Consider the following 17,079-nt stretch of genomic DNA (forward strand, 5'->3'; position numbering starts at 1 on the left):
GACCGTGCCGGTGGGCGTCCCCGCCCCCGGCGCTACGGGCGCGACGGTCGCCGTGAAGGTCACCGGCTGCCCAAAGACGGACGGGTCGGGCGAGGAGGTGACCGTGGTCGTGGTCGCCGCCTGGTTCACCGTCTGGGTGTCGGTGCCGCTGGAGCCCGTGAAGTTGGCGTCACCGCTGTACGTCGCCGTCACCGTGTGCGTACCGGGGGTCAGGGCACTGGTCGTCACGCTCACTGTCCCGCCCGAGAGCGTCCCGGTCAGCGTCGGACCGCCGGAGATGACGAAGGTGACCGTGCCGGTGGGGGTCCCCGCACCGGGCGCTACCGGCGCCACCGTCGCCGTGAACGTCACCGGCTGCCCCACCACCGACGGATCCGGCGACGACGTCACCGTGGTCGTCGTCGACGCCTGGTTCACCGTCTGGGTGTCGGTCCCGACGGAACCCGCGAAGTTGGCGTCGCCGCTATAGGTCGCCGTCACGACGTGCGAACCGGCCCCCAGCGCACTGGTGGTGACGCTCGCCGTACCGCCGGAGAGGGTCCCGGTCAGCGTCGGGCCACCGGAGATGACGAACGTGACCGTGCCGGTCGGCGTCCCCGCGCCCGGCGCGACCGGCGCCACCGTCGCCGTGAACGTCACCGGCTGACCCACCACCGACGGATCCGGCGACGACGTGACCGTGGTCGTGGTCGCCGCCTGGTTGACCGTCTGGGTGTCGGTGCCGGTCGAGGTCGCGAAGTTGGCGTCGCCGTTGTACGTGGCCGTGACGGTGTGGCTGCCGGCGCCCAGCGAGCTGGTCGTCACGCTCGCCGTACCGCCCGACAGCGTGCCGGTCAGGGTGCCGCCCCCGGGGCCGCCGATCACGAACGTGACAGTGCCGGTGGGGGTGCCCGCGCCCGGCGGGACCGGTGCGACCGTCGCCGTGAACGTCACCGGCTGACCGACGACCGACGGGTCCGGGGACGAGGTGACCGTGGTCGTCGTCGATGCCTTGTTCACGGTCTGGGTGTCGGTGCCCGTGGAGGACGTGAAGCCGGGGCCTCCGCTGTACGTTGCCGTGACCGTGTGCGTGCCGACGGTCAACGCGCTCGTCGTCACACTCGCCGTACCGCCCACCAGGGGAGCCGTCAGCGTGGGACCGCCGGAGATCACGAACGTGACCGTGCCGGTCGGGGTGCCGGAGGCGGGCGGGACGGGGGCGACGGTGGCGGTGAAGGTGACGGGCTGCCCGAAGACCGACGGGTCCGGGGACGAGGTGACCGTGGTGGTCGTCGCCGCGCTGCCCTGCACCGTCTGGGTGTCGGTGCCGGACGACGCGGAGAAGTTGGCGTTGCCGTTGTAGGTGGCGGTGACCGGATGGGTGCCCACGGTGAGACTGCTGGTCGTGACGGTCGCCGTGCCGCCCGAGAGCGGCGCGGTGAGGGTGCCGCCCCCGCCGCCCCCGATGACGAAGGTGACCGTGCCGGTCGGTGTTCCGGCGCCCGGCGCGACCGGTGCGACGTGGGCGGTGAAGGTGACGGGTTGGCCGAAGACCGACGGGTCCGGCGATGAGGTGACCGTGGTGGTCGTCGCCGCCTGGGTCACGATCAGTACGGTGCTGCCGGAGGACGGCGAGAAGAAGGCGTTGCCGTTGTAGGTGGCGGTGACGTTGTGGAGCCCGACGGACGGCGCGCTGGTGGTGACGGTCGCCGTCCCACCGACGAGGGTGCCGGTCAGAGTGGGTCCGCCGGCGACGACGAAGGTCACGGTGCCGGTGGGTGTGCCCAGTCCGATGGGGATGACTGTCGCGGTCAAGGTCACGGTCTGTCCGAAGACTGCCGGGTTCGGCGCTGCGGACACCAACGTGAGAGTAGGTGCCATGGAGTACGGCCCTTCGCGTGTGTGGAAGTGGCGGGCCGTGCGTCTCCCCGTAGAGCCAGCGGAGCGCGGGGAGGCTCCGGCATCCCGAGGAGAAGGGCCGGGCACCATCGGTCGTGGGGGCGCGCATCGGTCTGCCGGTGCGCTCACCCGGGTGGACGACCCGCCGGTCGATAGCATCAGTAAGGGCGTTGACCGCTCAGCCTCGCCAGAGCGGACCCGCGGTTTGCCCTGAATGGCGCAGCGCGTTCCGCCGGGTCCTCACGCACGGTGTGCACCCTGGGCGCGGGGATTGTGTACGCCGGCGCAGGCCGACGACCGGCGTGCGCGAGCCCCTCGCCCCCGCACCACCCCACCTCCCCATAGCGCTCAACGAGGCTTCCCCGTAAGGCGTTTCGGCCGCCGGGCCGGGCCGGGCCGGGGCCGCACCGTGCTCCGTGTCCGCCGCGCCTAGGCTGCTCGTCATGGACGACGAACGCACGGCGGACGAGGGGCGCACGACGGTCGATGGGGGCGTCGGGGAGGCCGGGGAGGGGCTGCCGGAGGGCTTTCTGGTGCGTCACCCCGTGCCGGCGGACCACCGGCGGCTCCAGGGGGCGCTGGCCGACTGGTGGGGCGGTCTGGGCGGTGACGCGGGCGCGCTGCAGCGCCAGTTGCTGGTGCCGCGGCTGTTCCTCCAGCACTTCGCGGGTACGAGCTTCCTCGTCGAGCGCCCCGACCACACCTTGCACGCGTTCCTGATCGGCTTCCTGTCCCAGACGGATCGCCGGACGGCGTACATCCACTTCGTGGGCGTGTGCCCGGACGGCAAGCGCGCGGGGGTGGGCAGCTTCCTCTACCGCCTCTTCTTCGCCGCCGCCCGCGCGGTCGGCCGTACCCGGATCCGCTGCATCACCAGCCCCAACAACCGCGACTCCATCGCCTACCACACCCGTATGGGATTCCGTCTGGAGCCGGGCGACCGGACCGATGAGCACGGGGTGCCGGTGCACCGGGACTACGACGGGCCGGGGCTCGACCGGGTGTCGTTCGTACGGGACCTGCCCGGCGGACCGGGCGCTATTACCCCGGTGGCAGCGCCCTGACCAGCGCGTCCAGGACGCCCGCGAAGGAGTGGTCGGGCGGGGTGCCGTAGGCGACCACCAGGGCGTCGCGCGCGGCCGGCGGTGCCGCCGGGTCACGGAAGCGGTCCAGTCCCTCCAGCGCGAGGCCCTGCCAGCGGGCGGCCTGGACGACGGACTGCTCGGTCCCGGGCGGGAGTTCCAGTACGGCGTGCAGTCCGGCGGCGATACCGGAGACGTGCACTTGGGGCGCCCGCTCGGCCAGCGCCGCGACCAGCTGATCGCGGCGGCGCCGGTAGCGCAGCCGCATGCCGCGCAGATGCCGGTCGTAGGCGCCCGAGGAGATGAACTCGGCGAGGGTGAGCTGCTCCAGTTGCCCGGACTGCCACTCCCCGGTGCTCTTGACCGCGAGCAGCGGGTCGACGAGCCGGTCCGGCAGCACCATCCAGGCCAGCCGCAGCGCGGGGGCGAGGCTCTTGCTCGCGGTGCCCAGATAGACGACGTGGTCGGGGTCGAGGCCCTGGAGGGCGCCGATCGGCTGGCGGTCGTAGCGGAACTCGCCGTCGTAGTCGTCCTCCAGGACGTAACCGCCGTGCGCACGGGCCCAGTTGACGGCTGCGGCCCGGCGGTCGGGGTGCAGCGGGACACCGGTGGGGAACTGGTGGGCGGGCGTGAGCAGGGCCGCCCGCAGGTCGTCGTGCGCGGCCAACTCCTCGGTGCGGGCGCCGTGTTCGTCGACGGTGAGCGGTACGGTGCCGAGCCCGGCCCGCTCGATGACGCCCCGGTGGAAGTCGAGGCCGTACGCCTCGGTGGCCAGCCGCCCGGTGCCCAGCAGCCGGCTGAGCAGGGCCAGCGCCTGCATGAAGCCGGTGCAGACGACGATGCGGTCGGGGTCGGCGCGGACGCCCCGGGCGCGGGCCAGGTAGTCGGCGAGGACGGCGCGCAGTTCCGGGCGGCCGGCGGGGGTGCCGTAGCCGAAGGCTTCGCTGGGCGCGGCGGTCAGGGCGCGGCGGGCGGCGGCGAGCCAGGCGGTGCGGGGGAAGGCGGAGATGTCGGGGGTGCCGGGGGTGAGGTCGAAGCGCGGCCGGCCGGACCGGTGGGCGTCGCCGGGGCCGTGGCCCCGGCGGGTGGCGGCGGGCAGGGCGCGCGGCAGCACCACCCGGTCGGCGACCCGGGTGCCGGAGCCCTGGCGGGCGCTGAGCCAGCCCTCCGCGACCAGCTCGGCGTAGGCGTCGGCGACGGTGTTGCGGGCGATGCCCAGGTCGGCGGCGAGGGAGCGGGAGGACGGCAGCCGGGTACCGGGGGCCAGCCGCCCGGACCGTACGGCGTCGCGCAGCGCGCGCAGGAGGGCGGCCCGCAGCCCGCCGGGGCCGGTGAGGTCCAGATGCAGATCACGCCCGAAAGTGGCCCAGGAATTCTCCATGGAAGTGGACCATACCGCTGTGCCATTACGGCCGTAGCGTGAGAGCCATGACAACAGCCCACACACCCCGCACCACGTCCGGGGCGGCTCCGGCCGCGACCCCTCCGCACGGCCCCCGCCTCCGCTGGGCGAAACTCGCCCCCGACGTCTACAAGGCCATGATCGCGCTGGACGCGGCGGCGAAGAAGGGCCTGGACCCGGCGCTGGTCGAGCTGGTCAAGATCCGCGCCTCGCAGCTCAACCACTGTGCGTTCTGCCTCGACATGCACATCACCGACGCCCGCAAGGCCGGCGAGACCGAGGAGCGGATCTACCTCCTGAGCGCCTGGGAGGAGGCCCCCGGCTTCTACTCCCCCGAGGAGCAGGCCGCGCTCGCCCTCACCGAGGCCGTCACCGTCCTCACCGACGGCTTCGTGCCCGATGAGGTCTACGAGCGGGCCGCCGCCCACTTCGAGGACGCCGCACTCGCCCAACTGCTCGCCCTGATCACCACCATCAACGCCTGGAACCGCTTCGGCGTCGCCACCCGCATGGCTCCGGGGCAGGCATGAGCACCCCCGAGACCGCACCCCGGCTTCCCGTCTTCCGGCTCGCGCCGGACATCTACGCGCCCCTGCTGGCGCTGACCCAGGCCGCCAAGAAGGGCCTCGACCCGGTCCTGGTCGAGCTGCTGCTCATCCGCGCCTCGCAGCTCAACCGCTGCGCGTTCTGCCTCGACATGCACGTCACCGACGCCCGCAAGGCCGGCGTGAGCGAGGAGCGGATCACCCTCCTCAGCGCCTGGGAGGAGGCCCCCGCGCACTACACCGAGAAGGAGCGGGCGGCCCTGGCGTTCACCGAGGCGGTGACCGTCCTCACTGGAGGCTTCGTGCCCGATGAGGTCTACGAGCGGGCCGCCGCCCACTTCGACGACGCCGAACTCGCCCGCCTGCTCGCCCTGATCACCGCGATCAACTCCTGGAACCGGCTCAATGTCGCGGCCCGCACGCCCGCCGGCGGTGTCCTGTGACGGCCGCCGCGCTGCGCGCCCTGCACCACGGCCCGGACCTTCCGCTGGTCCTGCCCGGCCCCTGGGACGCGGCAAGCGCCAAGGTCTTCGCGGACGCCGGCTTCCCGGCGCTGGCCACGCCCAGCGCCGGCATCGCGGCCGCCCTCGGCCACCGGGACGGACAGACGCCGGCCGACGAGATGTTCGCCGCCGTCACCCGCATCGCCCGTGCCGTGGACATCCCGGTCTCGGCGGACGTGGAGGCCGGATACGGGCTGTCCGCGAAGGAGTTGGTCGGCCGGCTCCTGGACGCGGGCGCGGTGGGGTGCAACCTGGAGGACACCGACCACGCCACCGGCACGCTCCGGGACCCCCGGCAGCAGGCGGACTGGCTGGCCCGGGTCCGCGCCGAGGCGGGCGACGCCCTCGTCATCAACGCCCGGATCGACACCTACCTGCGCGGCGTCCACGACAAGGACGAGACGATCCGCCGGGGCCGCCTCTACGCCGAGGCGGGCGCCGACTGCGTCTACCCGTTCGCCGCCCCGCCCGAGCAGCTCGCCGAACTGGCCACCGCCATCGGCCTGCCCCTCAACGCCGTCGTCCTCCCCCAGGGCCCCGGCCCCCGCGAACTCGGCACCCTGGGCGCCACCCGCATCACCTTCGGCCCCGGCCTCCAGCAGCGCGCGATGACGGCGCTGGCCCACCTGGCGGCGCAGCTACGGGACGACCTGCCGGCGGGGGGCTGAGGCCGCGCGGGTCACCGTTCGTCCGTGCCCGGTACCTTCGCCGTGCTGAGGGCGACGCGGTTCCAGCGCCTTCCCGTCCGCTCTGGAGGCCCTGTGCCGGGCGCTGTCACCGGCGCCGTAGCGGGCTGCCGGCGGCCGCCGGGAGACCGGCCGCGGCGCCGGGCCGCCGCTACTGGTTCGCGAACTTCCGGCTGATGCCGGTGAAGACGCGTTCGGCCTCCGGCCCGAGGTGGGGCCCGGCGAGCCAGGTGTGGGCGTTGGAGCTGATGGAGGTGTTGGAGACCAGGGTCAGTTTGCCGCCGCGGGTGACGAACCAGCCGCCGCCGGAAGTGCCGCCGGTCATGGTGCAGCCGATGCGGTTCATGGCGGGCGTGCCCTGCTGCATGACCAGGCGGCCGGGGCGGGCCGGGCAGTTCATCATCCGGGCGCCGTCGTAGGGCGGCGCGGCCGGGTAGCCGAAGGCGTCCAGCGAGCTGATCCGGTCGGCGGAGGGGGCGTTGAACCACACCTGGGCGGCGGCCCCCACGGTCTCCTGGAGGGACTTGCCGCTGCCGTTCTCCGGCTTGACGTGCAGCACCGCGAAGTCGTAGGCGGAGCCGCCGTTGCCGGACTCCTCGCTGCCCATGTTGATCCACTCACCGGAGGTGGTGATCCAGTCGGCCCAGAAGCGGCCGTAGGGGGTGATCTGCTGGGACGGGGTGGCGGAGACCTGGCTCATGGGCACGCCGTTGTCGTTGTACGCCGGCACGAAGACGATGTTGCGCATCCAGCCGCCCTGCTTGCCGGAGTGCACGCAGTGCCCGGCGGTCCACACCAGGTTGGAGCGGCCCGGGTGTGCCGGGTCCTCGACGATCGTGCCGGAGCAGACCATCGGGCCCTTGGGGCTGTCGAAGAAGATCTTCCCGACCGGGGCCATGTTCCGGTGGTACGGGCGGGCGACCTGCTCGGCGGTGACCGGCTGCGGCTCGGGGTCGGTGGCCTCGAACTCACTGCCCGCGCCGGTGGCCTGCACCCCGATCTCCGGCGCGGCCTTGGCCTGCGCCAGCCGGTCGTTCCGCCAGTGGTCCTTGATGATCGGGTTGGCGAAGTCCTGCGCCTTGCGGGCCCACTCGTCCCAGTTCTGCCAGCCGCCGTCCTTCCACTTCTTCAGGCCGTCGATGTCGGTCGGCACGCCCTTGGGGAGCTTCAGGCCCCCGCCGCCCTGCCCCTTGTGGTCGGCGGCGGCCGAACTCCCGGGCCCGGCAGCCGTGTCGTCACCGGGGCCGCAGGCGGTGGCGGTGCCCGCGAGCAGCGCGGCCAGTGCCGCGGCCGCGGCGGTGGAGCGGCGGATGGATGGCATGGTGCGAGTCCCCCCGTGACGTGCCGGCGCCGCCCCCGGCCGCGCCGTTCCGTGATCTGTCATGTCCCTCATCGGACTGCGCTCTACTATGCCGTCACGCCCGGACCGCCCCGCTGCGGGCCCCGGCGGACCCGACGACCCCGGAACGGAACCGGTGCGATGTCCCGCTCAGCGATCGTGCTGCGCAGTTCCCGACTGGCGCTGCGCCGCTTCACCGCCGACGACGCGGAGCCGCTGGCCGCGCTGCACGGCGACCCGGACGTCGTGCGCTTCATCGACACCGGGCGGCCGGTGCCGCGGACGCAGGTGCTGACCCGGACACTGCCGGAGTTCGTCGCCGGGCCGGGCGTCCGGTCCGCGGAAGTGGCCGACGGCGGGGGGTTCATCGGCTGGTTCGCGCTGCGGCCGACCGGTCCGGGGCGGCCCGGCGAGGCGGAGCTCGGCTACCGGCTGCGCAGGGCGGCGTGGGGCAGGGGCTACGCGACCGAGGGGGCCCGCGCGGTGCTCGCGTACGGCTTCGCCGAGCTGGGGGTGCGGCGGGTGACGGCGACGACGATGACGGTCAACCGGGGCTCGCGCCGGGTGATGGAGAAGGCCGGGCTGCGGTACGTGCGGACCTTCTTCGAGGAGTGGCCGGACCACATCGAGGGCGCGGAGCACGGCGATGTGGACTACGCGCTGTCGCGGGAGGAGTGGGCGGCGGCCGCCCGGCACCGGTGAACGCCGAGGTCTCCCCGCACGCCTGACGGTCCGGGTCCGCTACCGGCGGGCCGGTACCCGGGGGTCGCGGTAGGCGGGGCGGGGCCGGGGGGCCGAGATCCCGTCGCGGAACTCCGCCAGCTGCTCCGCGGTGGGGTACCACTGCTGGTGGCAGCGGCCGCACCACCAACGCCAGTTGTCCCAGTCGGTGTTGGTGTTCGTGGTGTCCTTCCACAACCGGTCGTCGCACGCGGGTGTGGGGCACTTCGGCGGGAGGGGCATGGCGTCAGCCTGGTGCGTGCACCGCCGTGCGGAGCGGCGGATCGCCGACCGCCATCCGAACGGGTGAGGCCGGCGGCCGGGCCGCGGCGCGGCACGACGGAGGGGGTGCCGGCCGTGGGCCCGCACCCCCTCCGTCCGTCCTTCCGGCCGGCTACTTCTTCTTCGGCAGCCAGCGCTTCCAGACGTCCGGGTGCTTGTCCACCCACTGCTTCGCCGCCTCGTCGGCGGACAGGCCGCCGGAGGCGATGGCTTCGGAGACCTCGTTCTGGTCGTCCTTGGTCCACTTGAAGTTCTTCAGGAATGCCGCGGCGCTGCCGCCGCTCTTGGCGAACTCGGTGTTGAAGTACTTCTGCAGCGGGGTCGTCGGATAGGCGCAGTCGATGGACTGCGGGTCCTTGGCACCCTTCTCCGCGCAGGCGTCGGTGTACTTGGGGAGCTTGACCTCCACCATCGGCACCTGGTTGAAGAGCCACTGCGGCTCGTACCAGTACGTGAGGAACGGCTTCTTCTGCTTGGCGAACTGCTGGATCTGGGTGATCTGCGCGGCCTCGGAGCCGGCGAAGACCACCTCGTAGTTCAGACCCAGGTTCTTCACCAGCGCCTTGTCGTTGGTGACGTAGGACGGGGAGCCGTCCATCAGCTGGCCCTTGTTGCCGCTCTCCGAGGTCCGCAGCTGCTTGGCGACCTTGTTGAGGTTCTTCCAGTTGGTGACCTCGGGGTGCTTGTCGGCCCAGTACTTGGGCACCCACCAGCCGATGTGGCCGGTGACGCCGTTGCCGCCGCCCGCCGTGATCGTCTTCTTGTCCTTGACGTACCGCTTCTCCTGGTCGGGGTGGCCCCAGTCCTCCAGGATCGCGTCGACCCGGCCCTGGCTGAGGGCGTCCCAGGCGGGGATCTCGTCCACCTGGACGGTGTCGACGTGGTAGCCCAGCCGGTGCTCCAGCAGGTATTTGGCGACCGCGACGTTGGACTGGGCGCCGACCCAGGTCTGCACCGACAGCGTGACCGACTTGGAGCCCTTGGCCGCGGCGAACGGCGAGGACTGCTTGGTCATGTCGGCCTTGCCGCAGGCGGACAGGGACAGGGAGAGGACCACCGTGCCGGCGAGCACGGTCGTACCGAGGACTGCTTTGCGCGTACGGGACATGATCAGGCTCCCTTCCCCGTCGTGCGGCGTTCCGTGGGCTGGGTGACCCGGTCGAGCATCAGGCCCAGGCACACGATCGCCACACCCGCGACCAGGCCGACGGCCAGGTCTCCGGTGGCGAGGCCGGTGACGACGTCGTAACCGAGGGCGCCACCGCCGACCAGACCGCCGATGATGACGACGGCGAGGACGAGCACCACGCCCTGGTTGACGGCCAGCAGCAGCGCCGGCCGGGCGAGCGGCAACTGCACCTGGCGCAGCATCTGCCAGCGGGTGGCGCCCAGCGAGCGGGCCGATTCCATGGCCGCGGGGTCCACCTGGCGCAGGCCCTGGGTGGTGATGCGGATGACCGCGGGCAGCGCGTAGACGACCGCCGCGGCGGCGGCCGGGGCCCGGCCCACCGCGAAGAGGGCGACGACCGGGATCAGGTACACGAACTGCGGCATGGTCTGCATGACGTCGAGGACGGGGCGCAGGATCGCCTCGAAGCGCTTGCTGCCGGCCGCGAGGATGCCCACGCCGAAGCCCAGCACCAGGGTCACCGCGAGGGCGGCGAGCACCTGGGAGAGGGTGTTCATGGACGGCTTCCACACGCCCAGCACACCGATGGCGGCCATCGCGAGGACGGCGGTCAGTGCGGTGCGCCAGGTGCCGATGAGCCAGGCCAGCGCGGCGACGACGAGCAGCGTGCCGTACCAGGGAAGCGCGGTCAGGCCGTCGCGCAGCGGGTTGAGCACCCAGTTGGTGAAGTGCGCGGCCCAGTCGGCGGTGCCGCCGATGACCGGGACGCCGGAGTAGAGGTGGTCGACCATCCAGCCCTTGAAGTCGTTGACCGGGCGGGCGATGTCCACCGCCCAGGCGCCCGGCCAGACCAGCGAGCCCGCGAGGCGGCCGAGCAGGGCGAGGACCGCGGTGACCGCGGCGATGCCGGCCCAGGCCCGCCAGCCGCGCAGCCAGGCCGGGCCGCCGGTGGCGGTGTCCGCGCCCAGCCGGGCGCCGGCCGCTGCGGTGGTGCGGTCCATGACGATGGCCAGCAGCACGATCGGGACGGCGGCGGCGAGGGCGGCGCCGACGTCGACCGAGGCGAGCGCCTGGTAGACGCGGTCACCGAGACCGGCCGCGCCGATCATGGAGGCGATCACGACCATGGACAGCGCCATCATGATCGTCTGGTTGACGCCGAGCAGCAGCTCCTTGCGGGCCAGCGGGAGCCGGGCGGTCAGCAGCCGCTGCCGGCCGGTGGCGCCGAGCGAGGCGACCGCCTCCAGCACCCCCGCGTCCGCCCCGCGCAGACCCAGCGCGGTCAGCCGCGCCATCGGCGGCGCCGCGTAGACGACGGTGGCCAGCAGCGCGGCCGGGACGCCGATGCCGAAGACCAGCACGACGGGCAGCAGGTAGGCGAACGCCGGCAGCACCTGCATGGTGTCGAGGACCGGGCGCAGGATGCGAAAGAGCCGGTCGGACAGGCCCGCGGCCAGGCCGAGCAGCGCGCCGACGGCGACCGAGGCGAGCACCGCCACGACCATCAGCGCGAGCGTCTGCATGGTCGGGACCCACATCCCGAGCGCCCCGCTGACCAGGAAGGACAGCAGCGCGGTGGCGGCGATGCGGGGGCCGGCCACGCGCCAGGCGAGCAGCGTGACGCCGGCCGTCACACCGGTCCAGCCCAGCGCGAGCAGCACCAGGTAGACGGCGCGTACGGAGAGGACCACGGCGTTGGAGAGGTGGCCGAGGAAGTAGACGAACAGCCAGTGGCTGTCGCGGTTGTCGATGATCCAGTCGCTGGTCTTGCCGAGCGGCCCGGACACGTCGACGGTCAGCGCCGAGGGCCACCCGCCGCCGGTCCACGTGGCGTGCGCGAGCGGGACGAGGACCGCCGCGGCGACGGCGAGCAGCAGGAGCTTGGCGAGGCCGCGGCGGTCCAGCAGGGCCTGGACCGGGCCGGACTTGGGGGCGTCGGCGCCGAGGCCGCGCTGAGCGGCCGGGGGTGCGGATGCGGTGCTCATGCGCGCCCCCGCTTGACGGTGCCCGTGGGCACGTTCATCGCGGCGCAGCGCTGGGCCTCGCGCCACTGGCGCAGCAGGGCGGCGCGCAGGCGGGCCCGGGGCGTGGCCGCGGGAGCTCTGGAACCGACGGCGCGCAGGGCGCCGCCTCTGGGGGTCGCGGCGTACATCAGGCAGCCACCTCGCCGTGCTGCGGGCGGTCGATCCGGGCGACCACGTCGAGCAGGCAGGCGTGGTCGACGACGCCCAGGCAGCGGCCGTCCTCGACGACCCGGGCCGCGCCGCCGGAGCGGGCGACCGCCTCGATGGCGTCCGAGATGAGGGTGTCGGCGGTCAGCGCCGGGCCCTGGTCGGCCTCGCCCTCGCCGGCCGGACGCATCGCGCGGCGCACGGTCAGCACCTGCTCGCGCGGCACGTCCCGGACGAAGTCCCGCACGTAGTCGTCGGCCGGGGAGCCGACGATCTCCTCGGGGGTGCCGAGCTGGACGATCTCGCCGTCGCGCATCAGGGCGATCCGGTCGCCGACCCGCAGCGCCTCGGCGAGGTCGTGGGTGATGAAGACCATCGTGCGGCCCTCCTCACGGTGCAGGCGGACGACCTCTTCCTGCATGTCGCGGCGGATGAGCGGGTCGAGGGCGCTGAACGGCTCGTCGAAGAGCAGGACCTCGGGGTCGACGGCGAGCGCGCGGGCCAGTCCGACGCGCTGCTGCTGGCCGCCGGACAGCTGCCCGGGGCGGCGCTTCTCCAGGCCGGCCAGGCCCACCTTGTCGACCATCTCGTTGGCCCGCTCGCGGCGCTCCGCCTTGCCGACGCCCTGGATCTCCAGGCCGTAGGCGACGTTGTCGACGACGGTGCGGTGCGGCAGCAGGCCGAAGTGCTGGAAGACCATGGCGGCGCGGCGGCGGCGCAGTTCGCGCAGCGCCGTGCGGTCCATGGCGCGGACGTCCTCGCCGTCCATCTCCAGGTCGCCGCTGGTCGGCTCGATCAGCCGGGTCAGGCACCGTACGAGGGTGGACTTGCCGGAGCCGGACAGGCCCATGACGACGAAGACCTCGCCCTTGTGGACGTCGAAGGAGACGTCGCGGACGGCGGCGGTGCAGCCGGTCTGCTCACGCAGTTCCTGGGCGCTCAGCTCGGTGACGGAGGTGTCGTCGGGGATCTTGTCGGCCTTGGGGCCGAAGACCTTCCACAGGTGCCGGACGGAGAAGACGACCTCGCGGGCGTCCTCCGCGGCGTCGGCGGCTTTGCGGGCGTTGGGTATCTCGGATGCGCCGGCGGAGGTGGTAGCCATCACGCATCACCTCCCTGTGTCGGGGCCTTATGGAGCAGGTCGGCGCACTTCTCCCCCACCATGAGCACGCCCAGCATCGGGTTGACGGCCGGCATGGTCGGGAAGACCGAGGCGTCGGCGATACGGATGCCGGCCAGCCCGCGGATCTTCAACTCGGGGTCGACCACGGCCAGTCGGTCGTCGGCGGCGCCCATCTTGCAGGTGCCGGCCGGGTGGTAGACGGTGTGCGCGGCCTTGCGCACCAGCTCGCTGATCTCCGCGTCGTCGGTCACGTCCGGACCGGGGAAGACCTCGCGCTTGAGCCACTTGGCGAACGGCTCGGCCTGCGCGACCTTGCGTGCCAGCTTGATGCCGTCGACCAGGGTGCGGCCGTCGTAGTCGTCCTCGTCCTCGAAGTACCGGAAGTCCAGCGCGGGCTTGACCTCGGGGTCCGCGGAGGTGAGGTAGAGCCGGCCGCGGGAGCGGGACTTGGGGATGTTGGGGGTCATCGACACCCCGTGCTCGGGCCGTTCGTAGCCCAGCCGCTCGGGGTTGTCGGTGAAGGGGATCTGGTAGAAGTGGAACATCAGGTCGGGGCCCTTGTGCTCGGGGTCCCGCTTGACGAACAGGCCGGCGTCGGAGTCCATCGCGGAGTTGCCCGGGATCGGCCCGTCGGTCTCCCAGACGATCACCGACTCGGGGTGGTCGATGAGGTTCTCGCCCACGCCCGGCAGGTCGTGCACGACGGGGATGCCCAGCGCCTCGAGGTCCTTCTTCGGCCCGATGCCGGAGTGCATCAGCAGCCGCGGGGTGTCGACGGCGCCGGCGCACACCAGCACCTCGCGCGCGGCCTCGACGTAGATCTCCTCGCCGTCCTTGGTGCGGACGTGCACGCCCTTGGCGGTGGTGCCGTCCAGCTCCAGCTTGTGCGCCCAGGTCTCCAGCATCAGCGTGAGGTTGGGGCGGTCCCCGGCCTCGATGTGCGGGTGGAGGTAGGCGACGGACGCGGAGGAGCGCTTGTTGTTCTCCGGGTGGTAGGAGAGGTCGAAGAAGCCGACGCCCTCGTCGAAGGGCTGGTCGTTGAACCCGACGACCTCGGGCACGCCGAGGGCGGTCTTCGTCGCCTCGATCCAGTCGCTGGCGATCTGGTTCTGGTCCTTCTTCGCCACCCGCACGATGTTGTTGCGCAGCTTGCCGAAGTAGGGGTCCATCTCCTTGTGGCCCCAGCCGGCGGCGCCCGCCGCCTCCCACTCGTCCCAGTCGGACGGCAGCGGCTTGAAGGAGATCAGGGTGTTGTGGGAGGAGCAGCCGCCGAGCACCTTGGCGCGGCTGTGCAGGATGTGCGAGTTGCCGCGCGGCTGCTCGGTGGTCGTGTACTCGTAGTCCAGCTCGCCGCCGAGCAGGCCGAGCCACTTGCGCAGCGTCAGCACGTCCTCGCGGTCGATGTCGGAGGGACCACCCTCGATGACGGCGACGGTGACCCCGGGGTCCTCGGTGAGGCGGGAGGCGATGACGGAACCGGCGGTTCCGCCACCGACAACGACGTAGTCGTACACGGGCATGGGGGTGGTTCTCCTTCTGCGAAATTCACCAGCGCTGCGATGCGCCCGATCTGCCAGGGGGTGGAGGCGGGAGGACGGGGCCGGCGCCGAGGGGGAGGCGGCGCCGGCCCCGGGTCAGCCCGCGAACCAGCGCACCGGCTCCGGCCGGAGGTTTTCGTAAATGTGCTTGCTCTCGCGGTATTCGTCCAGACCCGTGGGGCCCAGTTCCCGGCCGATGCCGGACTTCCCGAAGCCGCCCCACTCCGCCTGCGGGAGGTAGGGGTGGTAGTCGTTGATCCACACCGTGCCGTGCCGCAGCCGCGCCGCGACGCGGCGGGCGCGGGCGGTGTCGGCGGAGAACACCGCGCCGGCCAGGCCGTACTCGGTGTCGTTGGCGAGTGCGACGGCCTCGTCCTCGGTGCGGAAGGTCTCCACCGTCAGGATCGGCCCGAAGGTCTCCTCGCGGACCACCTTCATCTCGCGGTGGCAGCCGTCGAGCACGGTCGGCGCGTAGAAGTAGCCGGTGGCCGGGCGGACGTCGGACGGCTCGGGCCGGGCGCCGCCGCAGCGCAGCTGGGCACCCTCGGCGAGCGCGGAGGCGACGTACGCCTCGACCTTGTCGAGCTGCTGCTGGGAGACGAGCGGGCCGCACTCGACGCCGTCCTCGGTGCCCCGGCCGAGCTTGATCTTCTCGGCGCGGCGGGCGAGTTCGGCGACGAAGCGGTCCCGCACCGGCTCCTCGATGATCAGCCGGGCGCCGGCCGAGCAGACCTGCCCGCTGTGGATGAACGCCGCGTTCAGCGCCTGGTCGACGGCGGTGTCGAAGCCCTCGTCGGTGGCGCAGGCGTCGGCGAAGACCACATTGGGGTTCTTGCCGCCGAGCTCCAGCGCGATCTTCTTGGCGCCGGAGACCGCCGCCGCGCCCGCCTTCGTGCCGCTGACCAGGCCACCGGTGAAGGAGAACAGGTCGACGTCCGGGTGCTCGGCCAGCCGCTGGCCGACCGGGAGGCCCGCGCCGGTGACGATGTTGGCGACGCCGGCCGGGAGGCCGGCCTCGACGAGTAGCTTGACCAGGTGCACGGTCGACAGCGGGGTGACCTCGCTGGGCTTGATCACAAAAGTGTTGCCGGCCGCGAGGGCCGGCGCGATCTTCCAACTCGCCTGCAGCAGCGGGTAGTTCCACGGCGTGATGAGCGCGCAGACGCCGACCGGCTCGTGCACGACGACGCTGTGGATGTCGGGCGACCCGGCGTCCACCACCCGCCCGCCGCTCTCGTTCATCACCAGGTCGGCGAAGTACCGGAAGGCGTCGGTGACGCAGTCGACGTCGACCCGGCCCTCCTCCAGCGTCTTGCCGGTGTCCCGGCTCTCGATCAGCGCGATCTCCTCGCGGTCGCGCTGGAGCAGGTCGGCGACCCGGCGCAGCAGCGCGGAGCGCTCGGCGACCGGCGTACGGGGCCAGGCGCCGGTGCCGCCGTCGAAGGCGCGGCGGGCGGCCGCGACCGCCGCGTCGGCGTCCTCGGCGCCGCCCTCGGACACCACCTGGAGCGTGCTCGCGTCGGCGGGGTCGAGGACCTCCCGCGTGGCGCCGGATGCGGCGGACTGCCACACCCCGTCTACGTGAATGGTCTCGCTTGCCGACACGTCGTTCTGCCTTCCGCTTACCGATTTGTTCCCACTGGTGCAACCACTGGCATCACCAGCAACGGGAACCCCTATCCGGAAGCGCCCCACCTATGCCCAAACCTTCATGGAAAGTGAGCCGACTCACTCAATGTGCGAACGAATGTCCTAGAACGTACCCTGAATAGCCGTATGTCCCTCAGGCCCCCCACAGGGGCGCCCGGTCACCCCTCCTACCCAGGCCACACCCCCCTTCCACGCCCCCTCCGGACCGGAGGTGCCGAGATGACCAGCAGATGCCGCGCCGTCACCGCCACCGCCGCCCTGAGTTGCGGGGCGGCCCTGCTCGCCGGGGCCGCCTGCACGGGTGTCGCGGCGGCCGACGACTCCGACGGCGAGGGCGACCTCGCCGGCAAATCGGCCCAGCAGATCTCCGACGACGCCCTGCACGAACTCGTCGCCGCGCACTCCCTGCGCCTGCGGACCCGGACCTCCGCCGACCCCACCGCGCTCGACCTCACCCTCGACCGGGCCGGCAACTGCACCGGCGCCATCAGCAAGGGCCCCTACGGCCGCGTCGAGATCATCAAGCACGGCGCACAGGTCTGGATGAAACCGGACGCGGCCTTCTGGAAGAGCCAGCTGCCCGGCAGCAAGGGCGAGGAGGCCGCCGCGAAGTACCGGAACACCTTCCTGCACGGCACCACCCGCGACGACTTCCTGCACGGCCTGTCCGAGGCGTGCGACCTCACCGCCTTCCAGAAGTCGGCCGCCGCCCCCGACGAGCCGCCCTCCGGCGCCCCGTCGCCGTCCCGCACCCCGGCCCTCACCAAGGGCCGCCCCACCGTCCACGAGGGCGCCCGTGTCCTGCCCCTCGTCAAGAAGGCCGACGGCGTCGTCCAGACCCTCTACGTCGCCATCGACGGCAAGCACTACCCCCTCAAGCTCACCGCCGAGGTCGACCACCAGACCGGCACCATCCTGCTGAGCAACTACGGCACCCCGGTCCCCGCCACCACCCCCGCCCCCGGCGACACCGCCGACATCTCGGCGCTGGAGGACCTCCTCCAGGGCACCCAGCGGGCCTGACGGGGCCG

Annotated in this window: 16 protein-coding genes; 6 read left to right on the forward strand and 10 right to left on the reverse strand. The window is 72.7% G+C overall.

Features of this window, described 5'->3' with window-relative positions:
• Nucleotides 1-1,839 (reverse strand): beta strand repeat-containing protein (locus OO62_RS41140; protein WP_248782311.1); only part of this gene is annotated, 1,839 nt, incomplete at its 3' end.
• A 482-nt stretch (nucleotides 1,840-2,321) separates the two neighbouring features.
• Between OO62_RS41140 and OO62_RS34510 the strand changes: the two genes are divergently transcribed.
• Complete coding sequence (locus OO62_RS34510; protein ID WP_078617507.1) at nucleotides 2,322-2,942, forward strand: GNAT family N-acetyltransferase; 621 nt, start codon at nucleotides 2,322-2,324, stop codon at nucleotides 2,940-2,942.
• On the opposite strand, the gene pdxR is transcribed toward OO62_RS34510, so the two are convergent.
• Nucleotides 2,920-4,341 (reverse strand): MocR-like pyridoxine biosynthesis transcription factor PdxR, encoded by a 1,422-nt coding sequence (gene pdxR / locus OO62_RS34515; protein WP_033271663.1) that lies wholly within the window; start codon nucleotides 4,339-4,341, stop codon nucleotides 2,920-2,922. The two genes, OO62_RS34510 and pdxR, sit on opposite strands and share 23 nt — an antisense overlap.
• A gap of 47 nt (nucleotides 4,342-4,388) precedes the next feature.
• On the opposite strand from pdxR, the gene OO62_RS34520 reads away from it, so the two are divergent.
• Genes OO62_RS34520 through OO62_RS34530 form a run of 3 tightly spaced genes read left to right on the forward strand, consistent with a single transcriptional unit; the run spans nucleotide 4,389 to nucleotide 6,078 of the window.
• On the forward strand, nucleotides 4,389-4,892 hold the full coding sequence (locus OO62_RS34520; RefSeq protein ID WP_033271664.1) for a carboxymuconolactone decarboxylase family protein: 504 nt from the start codon (nucleotides 4,389-4,391) through the stop codon (nucleotides 4,890-4,892).
• Nucleotides 4,889-5,350 (forward strand): carboxymuconolactone decarboxylase family protein, encoded by a 462-nt coding sequence (locus tag OO62_RS34525; protein WP_033271665.1) that lies wholly within the window; start codon nucleotides 4,889-4,891, stop codon nucleotides 5,348-5,350. The genes OO62_RS34520 and OO62_RS34525 overlap by 4 nt, the downstream gene beginning before the upstream one ends.
• The gene (locus OO62_RS34530) at nucleotides 5,347-6,078 is read left to right on the forward strand and encodes an isocitrate lyase/PEP mutase family protein (protein ID WP_033271666.1); all 732 of its coding nucleotides are present in this window, start codon (nucleotides 5,347-5,349) and stop codon (nucleotides 6,076-6,078) included. Before OO62_RS34525 ends, OO62_RS34530 begins: the two co-directional genes overlap by 4 nt.
• Before the next feature lie 169 nt (nucleotides 6,079-6,247).
• On the opposite strand, the gene OO62_RS34535 is transcribed toward OO62_RS34530, so the two are convergent.
• Nucleotides 6,248-7,417 carry a trypsin-like serine peptidase gene (locus OO62_RS34535; protein ID WP_033271667.1) on the reverse strand — a complete coding sequence of 390 codons (1,170 nt, stop codon included), beginning with the start codon at nucleotides 7,415-7,417 and terminating at the stop codon, nucleotides 6,248-6,250.
• 159 nt (nucleotides 7,418-7,576) lie between these two features.
• Between OO62_RS34535 and OO62_RS34540 the strand changes: the two genes are divergently transcribed.
• Nucleotides 7,577-8,137: a GNAT family N-acetyltransferase gene (locus OO62_RS34540; protein WP_033271668.1), complete on the forward strand. Its 561-nt coding sequence runs from the start codon at nucleotides 7,577-7,579 to the stop codon at nucleotides 8,135-8,137.
• Between the two features lie 39 nt (nucleotides 8,138-8,176).
• Here OO62_RS34540 and OO62_RS34545 read toward each other — a convergent pair whose 3' ends face one another.
• The 7 genes from OO62_RS34545 to OO62_RS34570 form a co-directional block, all read right to left on the reverse strand.
• A complete protein-coding gene (locus OO62_RS34545; protein WP_033271669.1) occupies nucleotides 8,177-8,398 on the reverse strand; it encodes a hypothetical protein in 222 nt (73 codons plus the stop codon).
• 151 nt (nucleotides 8,399-8,549) lie between these two features.
• On the reverse strand, nucleotides 8,550-9,545 hold the full coding sequence (locus tag OO62_RS34550) for an ABC transporter substrate-binding protein (RefSeq protein WP_033271670.1): 996 nt from the start codon (nucleotides 9,543-9,545) through the stop codon (nucleotides 8,550-8,552).
• Nucleotides 9,546-9,547: 2 nt separating this feature from the next.
• The gene (locus OO62_RS34555) at nucleotides 9,548-11,551 is read right to left on the reverse strand and encodes an ABC transporter permease (protein ID WP_033271671.1); all 2,004 of its coding nucleotides are present in this window, start codon (nucleotides 11,549-11,551) and stop codon (nucleotides 9,548-9,550) included.
• Complete coding sequence (locus tag OO62_RS40115; protein ID WP_164993229.1) at nucleotides 11,548-11,718, reverse strand: hypothetical protein; 171 nt, start codon at nucleotides 11,716-11,718, stop codon at nucleotides 11,548-11,550. Before OO62_RS40115 ends, OO62_RS34555 begins: the two co-directional genes overlap by 4 nt.
• Entirely contained in the window at nucleotides 11,718-12,839 is a 1,122-nt protein-coding gene (locus OO62_RS34560) for a quaternary amine ABC transporter ATP-binding protein (protein ID WP_033271672.1), read from the reverse strand. The genes OO62_RS40115 and OO62_RS34560 overlap by 1 nt, the downstream gene beginning before the upstream one ends.
• Nucleotides 12,839-14,380 carry a GMC family oxidoreductase gene (locus OO62_RS34565; protein WP_033271673.1) on the reverse strand — a complete coding sequence of 514 codons (1,542 nt, stop codon included), beginning with the start codon at nucleotides 14,378-14,380 and terminating at the stop codon, nucleotides 12,839-12,841. Before OO62_RS34565 ends, OO62_RS34560 begins: the two co-directional genes overlap by 1 nt.
• A 114-nt stretch (nucleotides 14,381-14,494) precedes the next feature.
• A complete protein-coding gene (locus OO62_RS34570; RefSeq protein WP_033271674.1) occupies nucleotides 14,495-16,003 on the reverse strand; it encodes an aldehyde dehydrogenase family protein in 1,509 nt (502 codons plus the stop codon).
• 264 nt (nucleotides 16,004-16,267) lie between these two features.
• Between OO62_RS34570 and OO62_RS34575 the strand changes: the two genes are divergently transcribed.
• On the forward strand, nucleotides 16,268-17,071 hold the full coding sequence (locus OO62_RS34575; protein WP_033271675.1) for a hypothetical protein: 804 nt from the start codon (nucleotides 16,268-16,270) through the stop codon (nucleotides 17,069-17,071).
• Nucleotides 17,072-17,079 lie beyond the last annotated feature (8 nt).

It is taken from the genome of Streptomyces lydicus (genome assembly GCF_000717345.1).
GTDB classification, from domain to species: domain Bacteria; phylum Actinomycetota; class Actinomycetes; order Streptomycetales; family Streptomycetaceae; genus Streptomyces; species Streptomyces lydicus.

Bases quoted from the DNA above. Each gene is read 5' to 3' on its own strand.
- OO62_RS34525 (WP_033271665.1), top strand. From the start codon at position 4,889: ATGAGCACCCCCGAGACCGCACCCCGGCTTCCCGTCTTCCGGCTCGCG.
- OO62_RS34535 (WP_033271667.1), bottom strand. From the start codon at position 7,417: ATGCCATCCATCCGCCGCTCCACCGCCGCGGCCGCGGCACTGGCCGCG.
- OO62_RS34540 (WP_033271668.1), top strand. From the start codon at position 7,577: ATGTCCCGCTCAGCGATCGTGCTGCGCAGTTCCCGACTGGCGCTGCGC.
- OO62_RS40115 (WP_164993229.1), bottom strand. From the start codon at position 11,718: ATGTACGCCGCGACCCCCAGAGGCGGCGCCCTGCGCGCCGTCGGTTCC.
- OO62_RS34555 (WP_033271671.1), bottom strand. From the start codon at position 11,551: ATGAGCACCGCATCCGCACCCCCGGCCGCTCAGCGCGGCCTCGGCGCC.
- OO62_RS34565 (WP_033271673.1), bottom strand. From the start codon at position 14,380: ATGCCCGTGTACGACTACGTCGTTGTCGGTGGCGGAACCGCCGGTTCC.
- OO62_RS34510 (WP_078617507.1), top strand. From the start codon at position 2,322: ATGGACGACGAACGCACGGCGGACGAGGGGCGCACGACGGTCGATGGG.
- OO62_RS34545 (WP_033271669.1), bottom strand. From the start codon at position 8,398: ATGCCCCTCCCGCCGAAGTGCCCCACACCCGCGTGCGACGACCGGTTG.
- OO62_RS34560 (WP_033271672.1), bottom strand. From the start codon at position 12,839: ATGGCTACCACCTCCGCCGGCGCATCCGAGATACCCAACGCCCGCAAA.
- OO62_RS34575 (WP_033271675.1), top strand. From the start codon at position 16,268: ATGACCAGCAGATGCCGCGCCGTCACCGCCACCGCCGCCCTGAGTTGC.
- OO62_RS34520 (WP_033271664.1), top strand. From the start codon at position 4,389: ATGACAACAGCCCACACACCCCGCACCACGTCCGGGGCGGCTCCGGCC.
- OO62_RS34550 (WP_033271670.1), bottom strand. From the start codon at position 9,545: ATGTCCCGTACGCGCAAAGCAGTCCTCGGTACGACCGTGCTCGCCGGC.
- pdxR (WP_033271663.1), bottom strand. From the start codon at position 4,341: ATGGAGAATTCCTGGGCCACTTTCGGGCGTGATCTGCATCTGGACCTC.